The sequence below is a fragment of the Echinicola vietnamensis DSM 17526 genome (assembly GCF_000325705.1).
Taxonomy (GTDB): Bacteria; Bacteroidota; Bacteroidia; order Cytophagales; family Cyclobacteriaceae; genus Echinicola; species Echinicola vietnamensis.
Genome location: NC_019904.1, coordinates 4,776,323 through 4,795,447, shown reverse-complemented (window position 1 = coordinate 4,795,447; position 19,125 = coordinate 4,776,323). Strand labels below are relative to the sequence as shown.

Genomic DNA, 19,125 nt, shown 5'->3' with positions numbered 1-19,125 from the left:
GAATTTTAAGTTTAGTGATTTTGTTGATAAAAAGTAATAACGCTTCTTTTTGTTATGAAAGAAGAGAAAGGCTGATATAGATGAAGAATTTGAATGAATTTAAACGATTTGCAGGGGACTTGCAGGAAAAGGATACCTTGATGCCAGTAGTATTTATCGGACATGGATCACCTATGAACGGGATAGAGGACAATGTGTTTTCGGATTATTGGAAGCAACTTGGTCAAAAGATTCCAAAGCCGTCAGCCGTTTTGGTGGTTTCTGCCCATTGGCTAAGCCGTGGTACGCGAATTACCGCCATGGATTTCCCAAGAACCATCCACGATTTTGGTGGGTTTCCAAGGGAGCTTTTTGAGGTCAATTATCCTGCGCCAGGTCAGCCTGATTTGGCTAAATCGACGGCCGAAAACATTTCCACTGCTCAAGTGGCCCTTGACCATGAATGGGGGCTGGATCATGGAACTTGGACAGTCGTACGGCATATGTACCCGGCCGCTAATATCCCTGTGCTCCAACTGAGCATCGATTATGGGCAATCGCTCTCTTACCATTATGAACTTGCCAAAGAACTTCACCACCTTCGCCAAAAAGGCGTATTGATCATTGGCAGTGGCAATATGGTTCACAATCTCCGTATGGTCGCTTGGGACAAGCTGAATGAACCTGAATATGGATATGATTGGGCCATTGAGATGAATGAGCAGTTTAAGGAGTTGATTGTAAAGGGTGATCACAGGGCCTTGATGGATTATCATAAACTCGGAAAACCTGCACAACTGGCCATCCCCACTCCGGATCATTATATCCCTTTATTGTATACGTTAGGGTTGAAAAGTGAAGCTGAACCGACGGCATTCTTTAATGACAAGGTGGTCGGAGGTTCTTTGACCATGACTTCGGCAGTTTTTGGGGAATATAAATAGTGATTTTTCTGCCTCTGGTCACTTTAAAAAAATGAACCAGAGGAGCAGCGATATGGCTTTTCCATAACTGTTCTTTTGGAGTGATCATAAACCCAAAGCAGATGCGATTTGTAATCCCTTATGGCCATTTCATCTTCCTATTAAAAAAAAAATTCAATTTTAGCAGGACCTACTGACATAGGGCTGTCAGTGGTGGGTGTTTTCTTTGTTATAGAAATTGATCTTAAACCTTTTAAAGAAACACCATTATGAAAACCGAATCAGTTGCAACCAGTCAGGAATTGTTTATTTCCACAGAAGCCATGTTGGCACATTGGCAAGGTCACCGGAACCTCACCAGAAGGACCATTGAGTTGTTCCCTGAGGACAAATTGTTTGATTATTCCATTGGAGGCATGCGGCCATTTGCCCAGTTGGTCATGGAGATGATCGATATAGCCTTACCGGGAGTAGAAGGACTGGCCTCTGGAAAGTGGGAAAAAGTCGAGGAATTTGACCATACCAAGTCCATGCCCAGCACTAAGGCAGGCCTGCTGGAACTGTGGGACAAGGTCACCAAGGTCATCGACGAGACCTGGCCGCGCATCACTTCCGAGCGTTTTCAGCAAGTGGAAGTTGCCTTTGGCCAATATGAGAACAGTAATTATGCTACCTTGCTGTACTTTGTGGACAATGAAATCCATCACCGTGGTCAGGGATATGTCTACTTGAGGAGTTTGGGCATCGAGCCACCATTCTTCTGGGAGAGGTAATATGAGTTTGGAGTAGTCAGTATAGCGTATCGAGCATAATCCATTTGTTGCTTTTAAGGAAGCGACAGGTGGATTTTGCTTTGTAGCCATCGTCCAAGTCTTTAACGTAGTGGAGACTTGGACAATTACTATTACCAGTCTTCAGACTGGGGTGATATTTAAAGTCTGCAGCCTTTTGCAAGTTTAGGTCCGAGTCTGCAGACTCGGACCTGATTATTTTTTGGTTATTAAAAAAGAGAAAATTTTAATAATTCCACTCGATTACCGCCATGACAGGAAAGTGATCCGAAGGGTAGAGGTTATGGTAGGTATCGGTAAGGATACCATATTTTTTGACATTTAGAAATTCACTGACAAAAACATGATCGATTCGTCTATCTGTGCTTTTGGTATTGTCAAAGCTATTGAAGGTACCGTTATTGGCGTAGCGCAAGTCAGCGGCTTCATAACAGTCCTTAAGCTCGGATGAATTTTCCAAAAGCAGGTAAGCAGGGTTTTCCTGGTCCACGTTGAAGTCGCCGGTAAGCATCACCGGTATTCCGGCCTTATCGGCTTCTTTGATTTTGCTGAGGATCAGCTTACCACTTTCTTGCCGGGCTTCTGTGCCCACATGGTCAAAGTGGGTATTGAAGAAATAAAACTGCTGGCCGCTGGCTTTATCCTCCAGTTTTGCCCAAGTACAGATTCTAGGGAGTGCCGCATCCCAACCTTTGTTGGGCTGGGTGGTGTCTGTGGAGAGCCAGAAGGTGTTGCTTTCGAGCACGTTGAATTTTTCCTTATTGTAAAAAATGGCGGAATATTCGCCTTTTTCCTGGCCATTGTCCCGGCCTACACCAACATAGTCAAATGTAGGGAGGTGTTCGTCCAAATATTGCACTTGATGGTGCAGTCCTTCCTGTATGCCAAAGATGTCAAATCCGTGGAATTGGATCAAGTTGACCACCACTTCCTTACGGTGGTCCCAGTGATTGGGAGCATCGCCCGGATTGTCATAGCGAATGTTAAACGTAGCGACGGTCATTTGTTCATGTTGTGCTTGAGCATTCAGGGACAGGAGAAATGCTCCCAACAGGGCACAGGCAGCTATCAAATAGGTTTTAAATCGGTTTCTGGTCACGTCGTAAGATTTTTAGGATTTGGATTAAGGTTTGATTGTATGAGTAAATGGATAAATGGCCGCGAAAATGACCGGCTTGGTAACCCGCCAATTCCGCGACCAATTTACTGGTTATTTTTTGATTTACCAGCCTGGATTTTGTCCCAATGCAGGGTTAATCAGCAAGTCATTTTCAGGGATGGGGTAGAGGTCCTACGGTACTTCCAGAGGTTGATGAAAACCTCCTGCGCCAAGTCCTGGGCCAAATCAGGACATTTGGCTTTGGCAAGCGCTATCTGGTATAATTCGTCCCAGTAACGATCAAAGATGACGTTAAAAGCCCTCTGATCGTTACGTGATGCCATCAGTCCTAAAAGTTCGGTATCACTTGACCTGCTGTTTGCCATGGGGAAATTATTTACTCCAAAAGTAGCGTTAAGAACCACTCGACGATTAGGAATTCAATTAAGAAAAAGTTAATAATTTAAGTGGATGGTAAATTCTCCCAATAATAATAGATGGGGAACCAAAAGAAAAAGTTACCTGTCGATATTACGTTTATTGGTTTGCTAAAATGGTTTAGTTATTTTGATTCTTGGATCGGAAGATATATATTGGTAACATGAAACAGGGATAAAATAGATTTTAAATCTTTTGTTATACCCTTAACCAAGACACCCAAAATGACCTTTTCGGATCAAATTAAACCGTTAAATGGAGCCCAATCGACTACTCGTAAGCAAGGTTCGGCAACAGCCCTTTCGAATGAACCTACAGAATCAACCCTTTGGTTGGAGTTTCAGCAGGGGAGTGATGCTGCATTGGCCACCATTTTTGAGCGATATGCCCATAAACTTTTCCATTATGGAAAGCAGTTTACCAAGGATGCTGAAATCATTAATGACGCTGTCCAAGACGTTTTTTATCAGGTCATTAGAAGTAAACATAAATTGGGGTTGGCCATTTCCATAAAGTATTATCTTTTCAGCAGTTTTAGGCGGAGATTGTTACGGTTACTCAAGCAGCGAAAGCGAATAGTCCTCGATGGAGATTTTGAGCAGACCCATGGCTTCCAGTTGTGGATTGATCCGGATTACCATTCCATCAGCACCCAATTCACCTTGGATCAACGTAAAATCTTGGAAGAAGCCTGTGATCGCCTTCCTGTGAGACAGCGGGAAATTTTGGCACTGTACTTTTTTGAGGGATTGTCCTACAAGGAAATCGCACATATCATGGGCTTTTCCCAGGTGAAATCAGCTCGAAAATTGCTCTATAGGACATTAGACAACCTTCAGGGAATGTTGGGCAAACACAAAGAGGTCCTGCGATTGCTTCTGATGCTAATGGGAACGTAAGGGGAAGAGCGTACATGCACTATTTCTAGGGAAAAGTGGAGCAAGCGGAAAAGTCGGGGGCTAGTCTATTCCGATGGGTAAATTCATTCCTTGCTACCGGTGGTCTCTATTTGGCCTAGGATGAGCCCTGATAAATACAGATAGGAGCTTGAGTCATTGCAAATCTGCGTTCATTCCTTTTATGTGGGACTTAATTGACTTTTGCCCGATTTATGCATTAGCCTATTTTGACCGCAGTGTACAAGGTTGAGTAATTGTTAGCTGGTGTGAAGTAGCCGATGACACTTGTCTCATGACAAACATTCATTTCTTGATGCTTTTTAAAGTTCTTTTATCTCTACACTGCTTTCAAGATGGGAAGAATAGTTTCCGGTATAGGTACCGTCCACGGGTAACGTAAGGTGGGGAAGGAAACTGGCAGCAAGTGGTATATAGCCAGCATCCGTCAGTAGTCCTAAGCTTGGATCCAATCCGATCCATCCAGCACCTGGGCAATAAGCCTCTACCCAAGCGTGCAGCTCGTGATTTTCTTCCAAGTCAGGGTTATAAGCATAACCACTTACAAACCGGCTAGCTATTCCTACTCCCCGAAGAATGGTGATGAGGAGCCAGGCCAGGTCACGACAAGACCCTTTCTTTTCCGAGAGTGTTTTTTGCGGGGACCATATCCCTGGATCTTCTCGGATGATGTGGGTGCACAAATGGTGAATATGTGCGGTGATTTTTACGAGAAAATCTACCGCATTGGTACTTTCGCCCATGAATTGGCGAGCAAGGTCACAGATGTTTCCCGAGCTGTCATGGGTTAGGAAAGGCCTAAGGTAGGCTTGCTTTTCCTCATCATAACGAAAGCTCAGTTCGCCTGCTTCATTTCGTTTTTCGAAGCTTTTCTCGATAATGAATTCAAAAGGGTTGACGGGAAATACGGTCAGTTCCATTTGGGTGTTGATCTCAAATTTTTCCACTTCCTGGTCAAACCAAACCTGTTGGAATAGATTTCCCTCCATGTCCAGCCGTTGGTTAATCCCTTTGGGTGCTGGTGAAAAACTGGTATGGACCGAATGCACTTGAAAATAGCGTCTGTTGGAAGGGGAAAGCAAAATCTTTTGTGGACTGAGCTTTACCTTTCCAGCATACCTGTAGCAGGTGTTATGAATGATTTGGAGACGTTTTTCAGAATTCATCTATCGGTGATTCGCTATCCTGTAATGCTCTATTTAAAATGTCAGCAGGAAGATCAGAAACGGCCTTTTTTAACCTGCTATTCCAGAAATCTGAAATATGCAGCAATTCATTCTGCTCAAACCGGTTTTCGTGAATATGAAATGCCCCGTTTTCCATCGTTACCGTATCGATGGGGAAATCTACGTCATTTGCAGAAATACGGGTGGCATCGAATGCCAAAAAAGCACTTTTGATGGCAAAATCAAGGGTTTCTTCATAGGTGATGGAACGGCGGAGCACCGGGTTCCCAAAACCCGAATTCCCGATGATCACAAAGGGCGTTCCCCGGCGGATCTCTATCCAGTTTCCTTGGGGATAAAGCAAGTACAGCTTGGGCTCGGAATCCTCTTCAAGTTGTCCCCCGATGATGGCATGGAGGTTAAAATCCAATCCGGATTCGTCTAAATCCTTTTTGTCTTCCTTGGCCACTCGTTTGATTTGGTTGCCCAATTCATTGACCGTTTTATAGAGTTTGTTGAACTGATCATCCTGTTGTTCAATAACCTCCGTAAAATAAGTAATGGCCTTGTCCCTCACCGAACGGAGGCCTGAAGTCATGACAAAAAAGGAATGCTTCTTTTTATTGACCACATATACTTTCTTGGAGGTGGTCGTTTCGCTTCCAGAGGTGATTCTGGTATCGGAAAGCCCGACAATACCGTGCTTGGTCTTTATTCCTAAACAAAAGGTCATTACTGTGATTGGTTTTGGGTAAAGGGTTCGTGCTTAATCTGGAAGAAATTTAACTCAATTTTTGACGAAATAATATTTATTTTTTGTTGAATTTCATCGATCGACTCGTGGAGGCCATCCTTGATGATATCAGAAATATCACTAAATGCCAGTTTTGAGCGCAAAGCTCCAATTTCTTTTTCCGCACTGTTTTTATAATCGTAATTTTGGCTGTCAGAAATCATGTGTAGGCAATCTTCAGCTTCTTTGATACAGAAATAAATGGATCGAGGGAATCGCCTGTTGAACATTAGGAACTCCAAAAGGCCACTGGATTCGATGTTTCCGTAAAGCCTTCTGTACGTGTTGAACGCCGATACGGATTTTAGCAAGGCCGTCCAATGGAGAAAATCCAACGGGCTGCCGACTTCTTGTGGAGAGGGAAGGAGCATGTGGTATTTCACATCTAGGATCCTACTGGTTTTGTCACCCCTTTCCAGGTACATGCCCAAACTCCTGAAGTACCATGCTTCGGTTCGGGCTACCGTGCTGTCCGCCAATCCGTAGAGCAATTGAATTTGATATTTGATGTTTTCAAAAAAGCTTCTAGGGTCTTTTTTGCCCCATATTTTTCGTTCCGAGGCATTGTTGAGCATGTGGTAGAGTTCATTGATCTTTTCCCATGTTTCTTTGCTGAGGTGCTCCCGGACGATTCGCCCATTTTCACGGGCGTAGGTAATCGTAGATAGAATAGAGTTAGGATTCGAGCGGTCCAATGTCATAAAATAAATGACGGACCGTTTGTCAAAATCCTGATGGCTTTTCAGGTAAAGGGCTTGGTCCCCAGTAGCGAGCACTAACGGTTCCCATTGAGCCTTTAGACCAGGAGGCAGGTCTAGCATCAGGTTAAAGTTTACGTCAATGAAACGGGCGTAGTTTTCTGCCCGCTCGAGATATCTTCCCAACCAATAAATTGAATTTGCAACGCGACTTAACATAGTGGTTTTTTTAATAAAGTACCCAAGTATCCTTGCTTCCGCCCCCTTGGGAGCTGTTTACGACCAGCGACCCTTTTTTTAAGGCCACCCTTGAGAGTGCTCCGGGCACTACATCAATTTCCTCACCATAGAGGACGTATGGGCGCAGGTCGACATGCCTGCATTCCACACTGTCTTCTATCAGCGTGGGAACGGTGGAAAGGTTCAAAGTGGGTTGGGCAATGTAATTGTTGGGGTTTGATTTGATTAAATTCCTGAATTTTTCATGTTCTTTTGGAGTGGATTTCGGACCGATCAACATCCCATATCCTCCTGCGGCATTGGTTTCCTTGACCACCAGCTCCTCGATATGGTCAAGTACATATTGGCGATCTTCCGGCTTCCTGCAGAGATAGGTGGGGACATTGTTCAGGATAGGGGTTTCATTTAAATAATACTTAATGATCTCCGGCACATAGGCATACACGGCTTTGTCATCTGCTACACCGGTTCCGGGAGCATTGGCCAGCGCGATATTTCCGGCCTTATATGCTTCAAATAGCCCGGGTACGCCCAAGAGGGAATCGGGATTAAACACTTCTGGATCCAGAAAAGTATCGTCTATTCGCCGATAAATTACATCGATCTGCTCGAAACCTTGAGTGGTCTGCATGTACACTTTTTTATCCTTTACGATCAAGTCTTCTCCAGTGACCAGTTCGGCACCCATTTGCAAGGCCAAATAGGAATGTTCGAAGTAAGCCGAATTATAAATTCCAGGGGTGAGGACTCCGACAACGGGCTTTTCTTTGGTACTCAGGTTTTGGAGCATGTCAAGAAGCCTGGCAGGGTAATTTGAAACCGGCATCACACCGGCTTTGTTGAGGATATTCGGAAATGCCCGTTTGATAATCTCTCGGCTTTCCAGCATGTAGGAAACTCCTGAGGGGCACCTTAAATTATCTTCCAATACAAAATATTCTCCGCTTTTATCCCGGATCAGGTCAGTTCCCGTGATGTGGCACCAGATCCCTTTTGGAGGGGTGAGCCCCATGCAAGGTTTCAAAAAATCCTTGCTGTTTTCGATCAGGTCCCGGGGCACAATACCATCATTAAGAATGTGTTGGTCGTTGTAAATGTCTTGAATGAAATGGTTGAGGGCGTTGATGCGTTGCTTAAGCCCTGCTTCAAGCTGGAGCCATTCCGAATTTGGGATAATCCTCGGAATAATGTCCAAGTGGAGGATCTTTTCCAATCCTTCTTCATTATGGTAAACATTAAAGGTCATGCCCATGGCCAGCTGGCTCTTGTTGGCCGAAAATTGTAATTGTTTAAGTTTCTTGGGGTGTGTTTTTCTCAGTAATTTTTCGAAAGGATGATAGTGGGCTCTACAAATGCCATCTTCTTGAAACATTTCATCGTAAAGTCCCATGCATTGGTAATTGCTTAAATCCATTAATGAATTGTTTGAGTTGGTAAAAAATGTAGCTATAATTTAACTAAAATTAAATAAAATGCAAAATCTATTTCGTTTTTTGTAATAAATCGGCAGGAGGTTTTTGCTTTTATGGTGATATTTGTGTGTTTTATTTGGTGTTTTTAGGTGTTTACTATTAGGTATAATTGTTTTTTACTAGTCTGGCCAGGAGCAAATATTGGCTTATCGGAAAGGAAGCTTGCATTTATTTTTAAAAAATATATTTCATGGTGGGGTCACTTCTGAGGGGGCGGTCTCTTTGTATATAGCATGTAGGCAATAAACCAAATTTCCCCATGAGCTTTGAGCCAAAAGATGAAGCAGACCTTTTAAAGCACCCGCTTTTTATAAAGTGGATATCCGGTTCCAGTGTCGAGCTGGATGACTATTGGAACAACTGGCTGAAGAAAAACCCTGAGAAGAAAGTCTTCTTAATAAGGGCCAAGGATCTGGCAGAATCCCTTTCATGGAAGGAGCAACACCGGATGCCTACGGAAGACTTCAGCCGGATCAAGGACAACCTGATGCTGTATCATGCAAAGCAAGCACAATATCAGGAAATTGATCGGAGTCATTTTAGGCATTCAAACAGTATGAAAAAGTGGTGGCTGCCAATGGCTGCGGCGGTGCTGGTCATGGGCCTATTGGTATTGAGTTATTTCGAAATAGGGGATGCAGAACAGGGGAAGTCGCAGCAGGTTGATGAATGGATCGTCAAAAAAGTCCCCAAGGGAATGAAGAAAGTATTTAGGCTTCCGGATGGCTCCCAAGTGACGGTAAATTCTGACAGTGAAATCCGGTTTCCTTCTAGTTTTGAAGGAGCGCGCACGGTGGAATTGGAAGGGCAAGCCTTTTTTGAAGTGGTAAAGGATCCAGACAGGCCTTTTCGTGTAAAGAGCGGTCAGCTGTATACCACGGTTCTAGGAACTTCCTTTGACATCGGGGCATATCCGGGAGACAAAGGTTTTCATGTGGCAGTGGTGACAGGAAAGGTAGCTGTAAGGACTGACAATGGCGTCTCGGCCACTATTTTTCCGGATGAAGCGACATTTTTTGATATAGATGACCAGTCCCTCACCAAAGGAACCTACGACTATGACCAGCTGATCGGCTGGAAAGAGCGCATCCTGAAGTTTCGGGAAGAATCCTATCAACATGTTTTTGACCGCTTGGCCAGGTGGTACAATGTGGATTTTGAACTGGCAGAAGGGGTGGAGTTTCCAGGGAAATATAGCGGTGAGTTTAAAAACGAAAGCTTGGAAAACGTGCTCAAGGGCATGGAGTATTCCTTAAAGTTTACATATGAAATACAAAATGGAAAAGTAAGAATCAGCAATAAAACAAGTAACCGACCCGGTGTCGAATAGTATTCACTAAATAATCCCAAAATAATGAAACAACAACTACTCGTTTTCAGGAGGAAGCTGCTGATGCGTTGTTTGTTCCTCTTGATGTGTATGACAGGAGGATTGGCCCATCAGCACACTTTCGGAAGTCAGCAAAAAGACCTGGAAAGTGTTTTCGTAACCTTGTCGATAGAGGATGAGCCTGTGGAAAAGGTGCTCTATGTCATCGAACAAAAAACGGAATTTAGGTTTGCCTATGACTTGGATCAAGTCAGAAATTCAGCGATGGTAAGCATCGAAGCCAAAGAGCAATCCCTGCTTTCGGTACTGGAAGCTATTTCTTCCAAGACCCAGCTAAAGTTTAAACAGATCAATAACACGATCCATGTTTCTAAGGCTGCCCCAACTACCAAATCCAAGGTCGGCCCCGTTCAGCTGGAGATAGTGGAGGTCACGGGCAAAGTACTGGACGATACCGGGGCTCCTTTGCCCGGGGCATCGGTGGTCGTGGAAGGGGAACCCAGTAGAGGAACCGTGACGGATATGGACGGCAATTACACGATTGATGCTCCAGAAGGGGCTACGTTGGTGTTTTCCTATATTGGTTTTGAGTCCAAGAAGGTCGTCGTCGGTTCCCAGTCTTCCATCAACGTCACCTTGGCCATGAGCACCTCCTCGCTTGAGGAAGTTGTAGTGGTGGGTTATGGTACACAGAAAAAACTCAGTGTGACTGGAGCAGTGGACCAAGTGGGCCAAGAAAAGCTCGAAGGACGCCCTGTGGCCACGATGAGCCAAGCCCTTCAAGGTGTTTCGGCCAACTTGATCGTGCAGCAGCGAAATTCTGAGCCCGGCGCGGGCATCAACCTCAATATCAGAGGTATCAGCACCTTGGGCGATAATAGTCCATTGATTGTGATTGACGGAGTGATTGGGGGGGATATAAACCTGCTGAATCCTTCAGATATCGAAAGTGTGTCTGTGCTGAAGGATGCAGGGAGTGCCGCTATTTATGGTTCCCGTGCCAACAACGGGGTGGTGCTGATCACAACCAAGCAAGGCAAGAAAAATACCCGCCCAAAAGTCACGTACAATGGCTTGGTAGGCGTCAATACCCCGCAGTTTTTTACCCAGCCGGTTCACGGCTATCAAAATGCCATGCTCCGCAATGAGTCTGCTTTCAATGCAGGCAGGAGTGAGGCGGTATTTAGTCCTGAAGAAATTCGACAAATAAGGGAAAATGGCGATACCGAGTGGTTTGCGAAGGAAATTTTTAAAAATGCCCTGCAGCAAAATCATAACCTCTCGGTTTCCGGAGGCAGTGAAAACTCCACTTATCTGGTATCGGCAGGTTATACCGACCAACGCAGCAACTTTGTAGGGCCTGAAAAAGGCTATACCCGCTACAATTTCCGCATGAACCTTACCAACGAATTTGGAAGGTTCAAGATGAGTTCCCGGTTAGCCTATACCAGAAGATTGATCAAGGACCACAGCTTTTCCAGTGGCACCTTGATGGCAGATGCCAACAGGGTTCCGCTGTATTACACACAGAAAGATTCATTGGGCAGGTACCTGACCAATGACATCCTGCAGCAATTCAATCCCCTTGGGATTTTGGAAAAGGGCGGTTTTCGGGAGCATACGGACGATAATGTCTTTGGTAACCTCAGCGGTGAACTGAAGCTGACCGATGACCTTACCATGCGAGGGGTGTTTGGATTTAACATGTATTCCAACAATATGTATGCGAGGACCCTCCAAGTGGATTTTTATCCAAGAGGGATTTATGGCGGTGATCGCAATACCAGGGACGAAAATAGGAAAGGCCTGGACCTTAACTCCCAGCTGATGCTGCAATATAATAAGGTGTTTTCCGACCGTCATGAAATAAATGCCCTTGTAGGGGTTTCCAATGAAAACCACACCGATAGGGGAGTTGGGATTTATAAGCGGCTCACAGATCCAGAATTGGGAACTCCCATTACTGAAACCATTATCAATCCGGATTCTTATAACTCCAACCAAAGTTCATCAGAAAACAGCTTAAATTCCCTTTTTGGCCGGGTTTCCTATGATTTGGATAAGAAATATTTTGCCGAGTTTAGCTTCCGGTATGATGGGTCTTCCAAATTCCGCGAGGACATCCGCTGGGGATTTTTCCCATCCGCCTCCATCGGCTATCGGATTTCAGAGGAGGATTTTATGCGCAATTACCGCGATCGATTTGGCGAGGTGAAAATCAGGTCTTCTTATGGGGTGCTGGGAAACCAGAATGTGGGAAATTACCAGTACCAAACCACCTTCTTCACCTTCCAGAATGCCTATGGCTTTAACAATGACGCGGTGGGAGGCACAGGGTTTAATTATGCCAACCCCAACATTCAGTGGGAAAGAGCCGCCACTTTCAATATCGGTGCAGACCTGGACTTTTTGGACGGTGCGCTGACGTTGAGTTTGGATTATTTTGATAAGGTGACCTCAGATATTTTGGTGCCGCCAGCTGTCCCTGGTGTCTTCGGGACCTCTTTGCCGGATTTTAACAACGGAAAAGTGGGCAATAAAGGCTGGGAAGTGACCACCACCTACCGCCATCGGGGAGAACTATTTGAGCATACCTTCTCCTTTAACCTTGCTGATTCCAAAAATAAAGTGCTGGATTTTCAGGGAGAGGAAAGGCTTACCGGCGTGGAAGAACTACAAGTGCTGCTGAAGGAAGGTTATCCGTTCAATTCCTATGTAGGGCTGAAAAGAGACGGTTATTTTCAGACCATCGTTGAAGCAGAAAACGGCCCCAAGCCAGAAGGACTCAATGTCCAGCCCGGTGATAACCGCTATGTGGATGTGGACGGAAATGGAATCATTAACGACGAGGATAAATACGTTTTTGGAAATCCCTTTCCAAGGATGACTTTTGGTCTGACCTATAATGTTCGCGTGAAGGGTTTCGACCTGAATGTCTTCGCCCAAGGGGTCGGCAGCAGGACCATGATGATCCGTGGCGAGATGGTGGAGCCGTTTCACTATAACTACGGCATGACCATGTACGAGCACCAGCTCGACTATTGGACGCCCCAAAACCCCGATGCCCGGTTTCCCCGCTTGGCGGATAATGGCAGCCAGTCCAATACCAATAACTTCAGAAGGGGATCGGACATGTATTTGTTTGATGCGGCATATTTACGGTTGAAGAATGTACAGGTGGGCTATACCTTGCCAAAGTCCCTTGCTGACAAGCTGGGCATGCAAAATTGCCGGGCTTACCTGTCTGGCCAGAACCTCTTTACGCTTTCCAAAGTGGACTTTGTGGATCCGGAATTATCGGAATTTGACAACAGCATGAGAAATGGAGGAGCCAACAGTGCCCGCGCATACCCGACCATGGTCTATTATGGTTTTGGATTGGACATCACCTTTTAAAGCATCTAAAAATGAAAAAACTCACGAACTATACCATCATGATATCGGCGTGCTGCACCTTGCTTTGGACGGGATGCAAAGACTTGGACCTGGCGCCGGAAAATACCTTTACGGACTTGACCTACTGGACATCTGCCGCCAAAGCGGAAAGCATGTTGAATACGGCTTATTCACAGATGTTTAGCAGTAATCGCTTCTTCTATAATGAAGGAGCCTCTGATAATGCCTATAATGGCCGGGGGGACAATGCCGGTGCGGCATCCTTGGCAGCAGGTACCTATGATCCTTCACTGGGACGCCTCCAAAGCCAATGGGACAATAATTACAGCGCTATCAAAACCTGTAACATCCTACTCGAAAACATCGATCGGGTGGAGGATATCGATGAAGGGGAGCGAGAGCGGATGAAAGCGGAGGCCCGTTTTATCCGAGCATATCAACACTTCCAGTTGATGACCTGGTTTGGGGATGTGCCTCTATTGGACCAAGACATATCCATCGAGGATGCCCAGACCATCTCACGAACACCCAAAAGTCAGGTATTGGAGTTTATCCTGAGTGAGTTGGAGGCGGCCAGCGAGGTGTTGCCTACCCAGCAGGAACTGCCGGAAGCAGAACGAGGTCGCATCACCAGTGGAGCGGCCATGGCCCTCAAAGCACGCGTTCACCTCTATGAAGGCCAATGGCAAGAGGTAGTCGCCACTACCGAGCCATTGATCATGGGAAATGAATATGGCAATTATGGTCTTTTCCCTGCGTATGAAGGCTTGTTTATGCCTGAAAACCAGTACAGCCAGGAAGATATCCTCAGCCTGCAGTATGTGCCGCAGTTGCGCACATGGGGCGAGTTTTTTGACATGGCACCTTTGTCGGCAGGAGCACGGCTAAATGCCTTGGCACCGACCCAAGAGCTGGTAGACAGCTATTTGATGGAAAACGGATTGCCGATTACAGATTCCAATGCGGGTTACGATGAAAATGATCCGTATGATCATAGGGATCCGCGGTTGACAGCGACCATCGTTTATCACTTATATGAATGGGAAGACAATGGCGATACCCACACCATCTATATCAAGCCGGGGACAGATCCTGATGAATCAGCAGCGGACGAGTATGTGCCGGGGTCTTCCTCTACGACGACGGGTTATTATACCAGGAAGTACTTTGATCCTTCACGCAATACGGATTTTGCATCAGGGCTAAACTTAATGCTTTTGCGCTATGCCGATGTGTTGCTGATGTATGCCGAGGCCAAAAACGAATTGAACCAAATGGATCAGGCCACATGGGACCAAACCATCAGAGCGCTTCGTGAACGGGCCGGATTTGAAGCGCCAGCGGCATTGGATTTTGATGCTGATTTGGGGCAGGATGGTTTACGGGAAGTAATCCGAAATGAGCGCAGGGTAGAACTGGCCATGGAAGGCTTACGGGTGTTTGATATCCGTAGATGGCGCATCGCCGAAGATGTTCTCAACGGCTGGGCACATGGCGCCCAGTTTGGGCCACCTTCCGAGGACAATGGCTACCTGCGGGTAAACTTGAGGTCCTTTGATCCCGCCAAACATTACCTATGGCCTATCCCTCGAGATGAGCGTAACCTGAATCCTAATTTGACCCAAAACCCTGGATGGGAATAAACCTGAACAATAACCTGAAAACAATACGTACCATGAAAAATACAAGCTATAAATTCCTTTCGCTGGTGATGATGCTGGTGGCCTTTTGGGGCTGTCAGGAAGATGCAGAAATGCATACCGAAGTGACTTCGGTAAAGACCCTTTACTCGCCAGAAAACAATGCATACATGAACCTTGGCGCACAGAGTTCGGCCATTTTTGAATGGGAAGCCGCCAAAGCAGCCGATAACGGTGTGGTGCTCTATGATGTGGTGTTTGATGAAGAAGATGGAGATTTTTCCGATCCACTGTTTGTCCTTCCGTCAGATGGAAGGGGAATGCAGCGGAGGTTGACATTGCCCTTTTCGGAGCTGAACAGAATCGCCGAGATGGCAGGCATCCAGCCGGAAGGAGTGGGGAAACTCCAATGGTCCGTGCAATCTTCCAAAGGCATCAATGTGCAAGAAATTCTGGACATCAGGACCATCGAAGTGGAAAGGCCTGCTGGTTTTCCTGCTCCAGATGAATTGTACCTGACAGGAACCGCTACGGAAGCTGGAGAGGACCTTGGGAATGCTATTTTGATGAAAAAAACCAGTGCCAATACCTTTGAAGCCTACACTTCCTTGAAAGCTGGATCGTACTTCTTTGCAGAAAGAAATGCTGGAGAGCCGGACACCTATTACATCGACGGGGACAAACTCCGGGCAGATGGAGAAACAGCCTATGATGGGGAGGAAAAAGTTTACCGAATCCGAGTGGATTTTTCCAATGGTACTACAGAAATCCACGAAATCGGTGCGGTGGAGCTTTGGTTTGCTCCGAATGGGGAATTCCTTACGGATTTGCCTTATACGTCAAACGGTACTTGGATGGTGGAAGACTATCCGATTGAGTTTAAGCAAGAGAGCTGGGGTAGGGACGAGCGCTATAAGTTCCGCTTTATGGTAATGGATGCAGCAGGCAACTCCACCGAAGAATGGTACGGAAGCACCAATGGAGACAACCAACGACCAAATGAGTCTACAGGTCCTGCTTATTGGTATATGGTGCCCGTCACCAATGACCGCTGGAACAACTGCTTTAAATTTGCCACAGAGGTGGACAATGCTGCTGCTGATATCCAAATAATTTTCAATGCCGACGTTTCCAATTACACTCATTCCGTGAGCGTGGAATAAGGTTGAAAAATCCGTCATTGCGATCGCAGCGATAGCGCAGAGAAGCAATCTTTCCTTTGATTGAGAAGATTTCTTCCTTCCGCCGTAGCTCCTTCGCAATGACGTTGGATTTGAAACCCCTTGACACTCATTTCACGAGAGCAAGGAGAAGCACGAAAGAAATTGACCATTATAGGAAAAATAAACATGATGAAGACATATAAAGTAGTACTGTCACTATTGGCCATAAGCGGCATGTTTACCGCTTGTATAGAAGATGATTTGGGGCCGCTACGGAAGGATTTTGATCAAGTCGAGGAGGTGCAATATGATTATGCGGCAACAGCGGATTCCATGCAAAACAGCCTCTACTCCCTTTACATTGCCCAAGATGGAGTTTTTAACTTTAATCCGGGCGGGAACTATGGAAATTACTGGCCAAATGCCCATGCGCTTCATGTGTATGTGGATGCCTACTCCAGGACGGGAGATGGCTCCTACCTGGACAAAATGAAAAAATTGCTGCACGGGATTAGAGATCGGAATGGGGGAACCTATTCGAATGTTTTCAATGATGACATGCTCTGGCTGGGCAATGCCTGTGTCCGGGCTTATCATGAAACAGACGATGCCGAATACCTGCAAGTGGCGGAGTTTCTTTGGGAGGATATTCTAGAGAGCTATAGCGACGTTTTTGGAGGAGGGATTACTTGGAAGAAAGATACCCCGAACCTTAAAAATGCGGTGTCCAATGGCCCCACCATCGTTTTGGCCACCAGGCTATACCGCGTGACACAAGATGAAAAATATTTGACTTGGGCAAGGGAGCTTTATGATTGGCAAAAAGCTAACTTGGTCGATCCACAAACCGGTTTGGTTTGGGACCATATCGAACTGATCGAAGGGGAGCCAACCGTGAAAAAGGATTGGATATTTACCTATAATGCCGGCACCTGGATCGGGTCAGGGCTGCGGTTGTATCAAATTACGGGTGAAACAGGCTATTTAACGGATGCCCTGCAAACCGCCGAATCGGCCATGACCAGGTCTGAATTGTCCACAGAAGGGATCCTGAAAAATGAAGGCCAAGGTGATGGTGGGCTGTTTAAAGGGATCTTTGTGCGTTATTTTACCGAACTGATCCAAGAACCCGCGGTGTCCGATGGGGACAAAGGAGATTTGGTGGCCTTTCTTAATTTCAATATTGAAACCTTTTACACGAGCGGCCTAAGACGCCCCGATATGCTCTGTGGTCCTAATTGGCGACAATTGCCGGGCGATCAAGTGGACCTCTCCACCCAACTGTCTGGGATCATGCTGATGGAAGCAGCGGCCTTGTTACAAGAAGAAGGAGTCTTGGAATAGGGGGGTATCTCCTTGAGGAAGAATGGCCGTCGGTGTTTTTATCAAAGGACACCACGAGCCTTTCAATAAAAAATAGTCAAATGGATTGGTAAGCTGCACATCCAGGTTTGCAAAATGGATGCCTGCTGGAAAGGATTTATCATCCTCATTTGCCCCAGGTTCCTTTAGTGCCGATCCTTTAGGTAAAATTCTTTGTTTGATAACGCTAAATCGATTAATTTACGCAAAAATTCAATCAATAACCTTAAAATTATGTGCGTCATTTAGTGCTAAGCAGGACGCAAAACAACCCTAAAATAATGATCAGAAGAGATTTTATAAAAACAAGCGCAGCAGCTTCATTTGGATTGGCGATGGGATCAGGCATGTCCTTGGCTGCAGGAATTCCCTTTAAAGAGACCAATCGCCCCCCAAAAGCCCAACGGAATTTCACCAGCAAGGCTGTAGAGAATACCATTGATGAAATTAAAAAAAACATCAAGGACAAGGAACTGGCTTGGTTGTTTGAAAACTGTTTTCCCAATACCCTGGATACTACAGTGGAATACGAGGTAAATAATGGGGAGCCAGATACATTCGTGATCACAGGAGATATCCATGCCATGTGGTTGCGGGATTCTTCAGCGCAGGTTTGGCCTTATGTTACCTTGGTGAACAAGGACAAAAAGCTGAAAAAGCTTATTCAAGGGGTCATCAACCGCCACAACGAGTGCATCATCATCGATCCTTATGCAAATGCCTTTAACAATGGCCCGGCTGGAAGCGAGTGGGAGAGTGACCACACCGATATGAAACCCGAGCTACACGAGCGCAAATGGGAAATTGATTCCTTATGCTATGCTGTCCGCTTGGCCAATGGCTACTGGAAGGAAACGGGTGATACCAGCATCTTCGATGACCGATGGGAGAAGGCCATGAAGCTGGTCGTCAAAACCTTCAAGGAACAGCAGCGAAAAGAGGACAACGGACCATACCATTTCCAAAGGACCACGCCAAGGGCTACGGACACCTTGTCTGGCAAGGGTTACGGGAATCCTGTAAAGCCGGTTGGTTTGATCTGTTCGGCTTTCCGGCCGTCTGATGATGCCACCATTTTTCCATTTCTCGTGCCTTCAAACCTGTTTGCTGTTCAGTCTCTCCGGCAGTTGGCGACCATTTACAGGGACGTGAAGGGGGATGTTGCTTCTGCCAAGGAATGTGAGGAACTTGCAAATGAAGTGGAAGGGGCACTCCACAAATATGCGGTAGCGGAGCATTTGGATCATGGGAAAATCTATGCTTTTGAAGTGGACGGATTTGGAAACCAGCTCTTCATGGACGATTCCAATGTACCTTCTTTGCTGAGCATGGGGTATTTGGGATGTTTGGAAATAGATGATCCCATCTATCAAAACACCAGAAATTTCGTTTTGAGCGAGGATAATCCCTACTTCTTTTCAGGAAAAGCGGCCAAAGGCATCGGAGGCCCACATGTGGGCATGGACTATATTTGGCACATGAGCATCACCCTACAGGCCATGACTGCGACGGATGATGAAGAGATCAAGCAGTGCCTGGAGTGGCTGAAAACCACCCATGCCGGGACAGGATTTATGCATGAAGGATTCCACAAGGATGATCCGGATAATTTCACCAGAAGTTGGTTTGCATGGGCCAATACCTTGTTTGGTGAGCTGATTTATACCTTGTACAAAGAAAAGCCGCATTTGCTGGCCTAATGAACTATTACAATTCTT

The 19,125-nt window shown here is 45.9% G+C and carries 15 protein-coding genes; 9 read left to right on the top strand and 6 right to left on the bottom strand.

From position 1 onward, the window contains the following. Positions 1 to 80: 80 nt before the first annotated feature. Positions 81 to 923 carry a 4,5-DOPA-extradiol-dioxygenase gene (gene ygiD, locus ECHVI_RS19455; RefSeq protein WP_015267746.1) on the top strand — a complete coding sequence of 281 codons (843 nt, stop codon included), beginning with the start codon at positions 81 to 83 and terminating at the stop codon, positions 921 to 923. Between the two features lie 248 nt (positions 924 to 1,171). Beyond that, positions 1,172 to 1,675 carry a DinB family protein gene (locus ECHVI_RS19450; RefSeq protein ID WP_015267745.1) on the top strand — a complete coding sequence of 168 codons (504 nt, stop codon included), beginning with the start codon at positions 1,172 to 1,174 and terminating at the stop codon, positions 1,673 to 1,675. 244 nt (positions 1,676 to 1,919) lie between these two features. Here the strand turns inward: ECHVI_RS19450 and ECHVI_RS19445 are convergent, their stop codons facing one another. Together ECHVI_RS19445 and ECHVI_RS19440 are read right to left on the bottom strand one after the other, a co-directional pair. Beyond that, positions 1,920 to 2,792: an endonuclease/exonuclease/phosphatase family protein gene (locus ECHVI_RS19445; protein WP_015267744.1), complete on the bottom strand. Its 873-nt coding sequence runs from the start codon at positions 2,790 to 2,792 to the stop codon at positions 1,920 to 1,922. Between the two features lie 158 nt (positions 2,793 to 2,950). Beyond that, a complete protein-coding gene (locus ECHVI_RS19440; RefSeq protein ID WP_015267742.1) occupies positions 2,951 to 3,178 on the bottom strand; it encodes an RNA polymerase sigma factor in 228 nt (75 codons plus the stop codon). A gap of 276 nt (positions 3,179 to 3,454) precedes the next feature. Here ECHVI_RS19440 and ECHVI_RS19435 point away from each other — a divergent pair, with 276 nt between their 5' ends. Then, a complete protein-coding gene (locus ECHVI_RS19435) occupies positions 3,455 to 4,129 on the top strand; it encodes an RNA polymerase sigma factor (RefSeq protein ID WP_015267740.1) in 675 nt (224 codons plus the stop codon). Between the two features lie 320 nt (positions 4,130 to 4,449). On the opposite strand, the gene ECHVI_RS19430 is transcribed toward ECHVI_RS19435, so the two are convergent. The 4 genes from ECHVI_RS19430 to ECHVI_RS19415 are packed head-to-tail and all read right to left on the bottom strand — an operon-like array spanning position 4,450 to position 8,458. Further along, a complete protein-coding gene (locus tag ECHVI_RS19430; RefSeq protein WP_015267738.1) occupies positions 4,450 to 5,313 on the bottom strand; it encodes a transglutaminase family protein in 864 nt (287 codons plus the stop codon). Next, complete coding sequence (locus tag ECHVI_RS19425) at positions 5,303 to 6,046, bottom strand: proteasome-type protease (RefSeq protein WP_015267737.1); 744 nt, start codon at positions 6,044 to 6,046, stop codon at positions 5,303 to 5,305. The genes ECHVI_RS19430 and ECHVI_RS19425 overlap by 11 nt, the downstream gene beginning before the upstream one ends. Then, a complete protein-coding gene (locus ECHVI_RS19420) occupies positions 6,046 to 7,023 on the bottom strand; it encodes an alpha-E domain-containing protein (RefSeq protein WP_015267736.1) in 978 nt (325 codons plus the stop codon). The genes ECHVI_RS19425 and ECHVI_RS19420 overlap by 1 nt, the downstream gene beginning before the upstream one ends. 10 nt (positions 7,024 to 7,033) lie before the next feature. Continuing rightward, a complete protein-coding gene (locus ECHVI_RS19415) occupies positions 7,034 to 8,458 on the bottom strand; it encodes a circularly permuted type 2 ATP-grasp protein (RefSeq protein ID WP_015267735.1) in 1,425 nt (474 codons plus the stop codon). A gap of 317 nt (positions 8,459 to 8,775) precedes the next feature. On the opposite strand from ECHVI_RS19415, the gene ECHVI_RS19410 reads away from it, so the two are divergent. From ECHVI_RS19410 to ECHVI_RS19385, 6 genes are all read left to right on the top strand, one after another. Beyond that, positions 8,776 to 9,846, top strand: coding sequence for a FecR family protein (locus ECHVI_RS19410; RefSeq protein WP_015267734.1), 1,071 nt, complete (start codon positions 8,776 to 8,778; stop codon positions 9,844 to 9,846). Between the two features lie 24 nt (positions 9,847 to 9,870). After that, positions 9,871 to 13,242 carry a SusC/RagA family TonB-linked outer membrane protein gene (locus tag ECHVI_RS19405; RefSeq protein ID WP_015267733.1) on the top strand — a complete coding sequence of 1,124 codons (3,372 nt, stop codon included), beginning with the start codon at positions 9,871 to 9,873 and terminating at the stop codon, positions 13,240 to 13,242. Between the two features lie 11 nt (positions 13,243 to 13,253). Beyond that, positions 13,254 to 14,885, top strand: coding sequence for a RagB/SusD family nutrient uptake outer membrane protein (locus ECHVI_RS19400; protein WP_015267732.1), 1,632 nt, complete (start codon positions 13,254 to 13,256; stop codon positions 14,883 to 14,885). 32 nt (positions 14,886 to 14,917) lie between these two features. Then, the gene (locus ECHVI_RS19395; protein ID WP_015267731.1) at positions 14,918 to 16,045 is read left to right on the top strand and encodes a SusE domain-containing protein; all 1,128 of its coding nucleotides are present in this window, start codon (positions 14,918 to 14,920) and stop codon (positions 16,043 to 16,045) included. 186 nt (positions 16,046 to 16,231) lie between these two features. Then, positions 16,232 to 17,389 carry a glycoside hydrolase family 76 protein gene (locus ECHVI_RS19390; protein ID WP_041740050.1) on the top strand — a complete coding sequence of 386 codons (1,158 nt, stop codon included), beginning with the start codon at positions 16,232 to 16,234 and terminating at the stop codon, positions 17,387 to 17,389. Between the two features lie 299 nt (positions 17,390 to 17,688). Continuing rightward, positions 17,689 to 19,107, top strand: coding sequence for a glycoside hydrolase family 125 protein (locus ECHVI_RS19385; protein ID WP_041738939.1), 1,419 nt, complete (start codon positions 17,689 to 17,691; stop codon positions 19,105 to 19,107). Positions 19,108 to 19,125: the final 18 nt, after the last annotated feature.